The 3,866-nt window shown below is 58.2% G+C and carries 6 protein-coding genes; 5 read left to right on the plus strand and 1 reads right to left on the minus strand.

The features are described 5' to 3' along the window. Positions 1–783 (plus strand): NAD-dependent epimerase/dehydratase family protein (locus tag QQJ84_RS18930; RefSeq protein ID WP_284259894.1); only part of this gene is annotated, 783 nt, incomplete at its 5' end. A 257-nt stretch (positions 784–1,040) separates the two neighbouring features. Beyond that, positions 1,041–1,217: a hypothetical protein gene (locus QQJ84_RS18935; protein WP_284259895.1), complete on the plus strand. Its 177-nt coding sequence runs from the start codon at positions 1,041–1,043 to the stop codon at positions 1,215–1,217. A gap of 31 nt (positions 1,218–1,248) precedes the next feature. Here QQJ84_RS18935 and QQJ84_RS18940 read toward each other — a convergent pair whose 3' ends face one another. Beyond that, the gene (locus tag QQJ84_RS18940) at positions 1,249–2,082 is read right to left on the minus strand and encodes a universal stress protein (RefSeq protein WP_284259896.1); all 834 of its coding nucleotides are present in this window, start codon (positions 2,080–2,082) and stop codon (positions 1,249–1,251) included. A gap of 282 nt (positions 2,083–2,364) precedes the next feature. On the opposite strand from QQJ84_RS18940, the gene QQJ84_RS18945 reads away from it, so the two are divergent. From QQJ84_RS18945 to QQJ84_RS18955, 3 genes are read left to right on the plus strand one after another with little or no spacing between them, the layout of a single operon-like run. Further along, positions 2,365–2,823: a hypothetical protein gene (locus QQJ84_RS18945; protein ID WP_284259897.1), complete on the plus strand. Its 459-nt coding sequence runs from the start codon at positions 2,365–2,367 to the stop codon at positions 2,821–2,823. Beyond that, positions 2,813–2,944, plus strand: a complete 132-nt coding sequence (locus QQJ84_RS18950) for a hypothetical protein (RefSeq protein WP_284259898.1) — start codon at positions 2,813–2,815, stop codon at positions 2,942–2,944. The genes QQJ84_RS18945 and QQJ84_RS18950 overlap by 11 nt, the downstream gene beginning before the upstream one ends. 53 nt (positions 2,945–2,997) lie before the next feature. Then, positions 2,998–3,825 carry a class I adenylate-forming enzyme family protein gene (locus QQJ84_RS18955; RefSeq protein ID WP_284259899.1) on the plus strand — a complete coding sequence of 276 codons (828 nt, stop codon included), beginning with the start codon at positions 2,998–3,000 and terminating at the stop codon, positions 3,823–3,825. Positions 3,826–3,866: the final 41 nt, after the last annotated feature.

Consider the following 3,866-nt stretch of genomic DNA (forward strand, 5'->3'; position numbering starts at 1 on the left):
AGAGTAGAGCACAAAACCTCAAAGCTCAGAAGTGGCTTTCAAAGGGGCAGATTAACAGCGCTTACATTAGAAGCTGGAATTGAGCGCTTCATCTTCACCAGTACCATGGGCACTTTGGGGCTTAACGAAAGTGGCCCCGTTACGGAGGATATCCCCTTCAACTGGATGGACCGAGCGCCGCCCTATATTCGCGCCCGGCTGGAAGCGGAGACAAGGTTTCTTAGCTATTGCCGCGAGAAGGGCCTGCCAGGCGTGGCGCTTTGTGTTGCCAACACTTACGGCCCCGCGGATTATCAGCCGACCCCGCATAATGGCGGGCTTTGGGATGCGGCTCGCGGCAAGATGCCGGTCGCCATCGAAGTTAGCCAACCAACCGTCGATATCCGGGACGTCGCGGAGGCAGCGCTTTCGGCGGAAACGCGCGGCCGGCTCGGCGAGCGCTACATCATTGCCAACGAATTCGTCAGCAATCGCGCTCTCTTCGCGATGGCCGCCGCCCGCGGCGCGCAGGCCCCGCCGAAATTCATTCCGTATAAAGTATCTTACAGTCTCGCGTGGGTCACGGAACGGTTGATGAAGCTCGCAGGCCGCAATGATTACGCTGTCAGTACGAATGCCATATTTCTCTCGAATGTATTTCGCGAGATGGATAATGCCAAAGCCCGGACAGACCTGGAATGGAAGCCGCGCCCGCTCACAGAGACAGTACGCGATAGTGTGAACTGGTTTGCAATGCGGGCGCGGGAAACCAGCGCACGCAACGTCCTCCCTTTGGCATACTAGACGAAAAATCTTGGCAACGCCTGTGCGACTACCCAAGGAAAGCGACAGCTTGCCATTTGAAGCACCGCGCCGGTAACGCTTCTCGATGATGAACAAAAGCCGAAACACACGTCAGATTTCAAACAACACATGTGGCGTAAGCTGCCAAGGAGCTTCCTCGACAACGATGATAAATGCGGACTTGATATGCCGTATAGCAACAAGGTCTCCGCGAGTGCAGCCTCCGGCATCCCTGTTCGGCGGTTCGGTGCCTTTTAGTGCAAAAAAAATCGCCGAGTGCTACCCAGCCGGCCGGTCGCAGTATCTGGCTTCGTTTGAACAATTCGATTGATCGCTCGATCGAAGCTGGCTTTATTCTGCCCGCGGATCGCACTGAAATCCTGAGCTTGGCGAAGCTGGACTTCCAGTCGCTAAATAGCGATGTTCGCGGCTGATCCAGCGTATCGCCGGAACTGGCGCCTGCCGCTAATGAGACAACAGAACGCACCGATTAACTAGCCTAAGGAGATCCCGGCTGACGCCTCCGAACACGCGTTCCCGCAGGCGATTATGGCTATATAGACCCGCAACGCCGAAATCCGGCTTATGCTCGCTCGTTATTGCCCGGAGAGCTTCGGCATCACTGCTTGTTGCCTCGACAACCATAAGGTCGACTTTTATGCCATGGCGTTCAAGCCAGAACGTCACCGCCTCCATACGCGCACCTTCCGCTGTCATTTTTTCTTTCTCAGCAACCTGAACCAGTAAGACTGACGAAGCTTTTTTGAGCAGGGGCAACGCATCCACAACCGCCCGCCGGGTCTCCAGCGTGTCCTTCCAATAAATAATTCCGCGATCAAAGGCGGGGGATGCGATACCCGATTTTGGCACGCCCAGCACGGGGCGCCCCGCATGTACCACAAGTTCGCCCAGATTGAATGGCTGTATCTGATAGGGAGGATCAAGCGGTTGATCGGCGCACACGATCAGCAAATCCGTTCCTCTGGCTTCCTGCGCCAGAGTTTCGGTTATCGACTGACGTGCGTTGATCGTCCGCCAGCTAATCTCGGCACAGCCTTGCAGCGCGTCACGAAATTCTGCCTCGGCGGCAGCTAAATGAGCCTGCCATGACGCAATACCCTCGTCCAATGACTGGGCAACAAGGTAGTAATCCTCATTGGTGAAATTATCAGACGTCTCGGAGGCTGCGATACCGATTACTGCCGCTTGGTGGGTTACCGCCAACAACCGGGTGATGGCCAGTACATTATCATTGGGCCGACCGATCTGCAGATGCACCATCAATGTAGCGTAGCTCATTTTTTCTCCAACTTTGACCGCCAAATATAGCTGTTAAAGTCTAGACTTCCATGAATTCAAAATATACCGGCGCCACGAAAAAACTGTCTGGACGATGGATCGCGTCTTCCCTGCTCTGCCAACCGGCGAAGACCTATGCTCTGCCTGATTGCTGGGAGACCGTATGCTTGAAGTGTTTCTGTCCCTCTATGGAACTGCTGTGCGGCCAAGAGTTTTTCGGAAGGGGCTTGGCGAAATCTGCTCAAACGGGACGTTGTCAGCCGGTAGAAGAGGAGAGCACACATGTATAAGCTGGCAGAGCTGGCGAGGTCGGCGCTTGATGGCGCGCCTGAGGCGGAGGCGGTGGAATACCTAGGCCGGTGGCATTCATGGAATGAAATTCGCATCGTTGCTGGCCGGGTGGCCCACCTGCTGGACGCATCGGGGATTGACCCGCGCGCGCCCATTGGCTTCGTGCCGCGCAACCGCCCCTCTGCGATTGCAGCAGAAATCGGCATGATCGCGGCCGCGAGGACGATCCGCATGATCTATGCCTTCCAGTCCTCGGCTGGGATCGCACGAGATGCCGGCCGCTTGCACCTATCGGCCGTGGTCGCTGCGGAGGAAGATTTTACACCTGAACTGTTGGCTGTGCTGCGCGAGCAGGGTATGCGCGCGGTCGCCTTGCGTGAGATGGGCGCCATGGCAGTAGAAGGGGGGGGAACGCTGCACCGCGGGGCTCGATCCCCAAGTGCCGCCTGAGCCAGAGCTTCAGGTGCATACCAGCGGCACCACCGGCGCGCCCAAACATGTCGGTTTCAGCTGCGAGATTGTGGCGAAATACATTGTCGGCGAGAACGTCTCTGCCCTGGCTGGCGATTAGACCGCCGCCACGCCGGTCCTGCTGACCTTCCCATTGGGGGCAATATCTCGGGCATCTATTCGGTCTTGCCCACCATGCTGCAGCGCCGCCGCGCCGTGTTGCTGGACCGTTTCACACTGGATGGCTGGCGTGATTTTGTCCGCCGTTTCCAGCCGGCAATGCCGGGCCTGCCACCTGGCGCCGTGGGCATGGTGCTTGATGCGGGGATATCGCCCGAGGAACTCGCCTGCGTCAAGATGATCATGACCGGCGCTACGCCGCTTGACCCTTCCGTTCAGCAAGCCTTCGAGGCACGCTACGGCATACCCATTTTGCTCTCATATGGCGCCACCGAATTCGGTGGCCCTGTAACCGCAATGACGCCAGATCTCTACGCACAATACGGCCCCGCCAAGTTCGGCACAGTGGGCCGCCCCTTTGCCGGCGCAAAGCTACGCGCTATCGACCCCGAGAGCTTCGCAGAGCTGTCTCCCGGTCAGGAAGGTTTGCTGGAGGTGAGCGCGCCGCGCATTGGCGAGCATTGGATACGCGCGGCCGACATCGGAGTGGTCGATGAGGATGGTTTCGTTTTCCTGCGCGGCCGGGCCGACGGCGCCATTATGCGCGGTGGCTTCAAGCTGCTGCCTGAGGCGATTGAGGGCGCTCTATGTCTGCACCCGGCCGTCGCCGCGGCGGCAGTGGTTGGGATTGCCGACAAGCGGCTGGGCCAGGTGCCGGCAGCAGCTGTGCAGCTCAGGACTGGGATGGAGCCGCCTTCCATTGCCGATGTGGAGCATCATCTGCGCCAGCACGTCTACGCCACCCATATCCCCACGCTCTGGCGTTTCGTCGACGCTTTGCCACGGAACAACACATTTGGCTCTTATAGCGTCTCTTGTTGATGTTGGCTATAAATGGGTGGTTTGGCGGGAGGAAGTGACCA

It is taken from the genome of Acidocella aquatica (assembly GCF_030160635.1).
Classification (GTDB): Bacteria; Pseudomonadota; Alphaproteobacteria; order Acetobacterales; family Acetobacteraceae; genus Acidocella; species Acidocella aquatica.

Bases quoted from the DNA above. Each gene is read 5' to 3' on its own strand.
- QQJ84_RS18945 (WP_284259897.1), top strand. From the start codon at position 2,365: ATGTATAAGCTGGCAGAGCTGGCGAGGTCGGCGCTTGATGGCGCGCCT.
- QQJ84_RS18940 (WP_284259896.1), bottom strand. From the start codon at position 2,082: ATGAGCTACGCTACATTGATGGTGCATCTGCAGATCGGTCGGCCCAAT.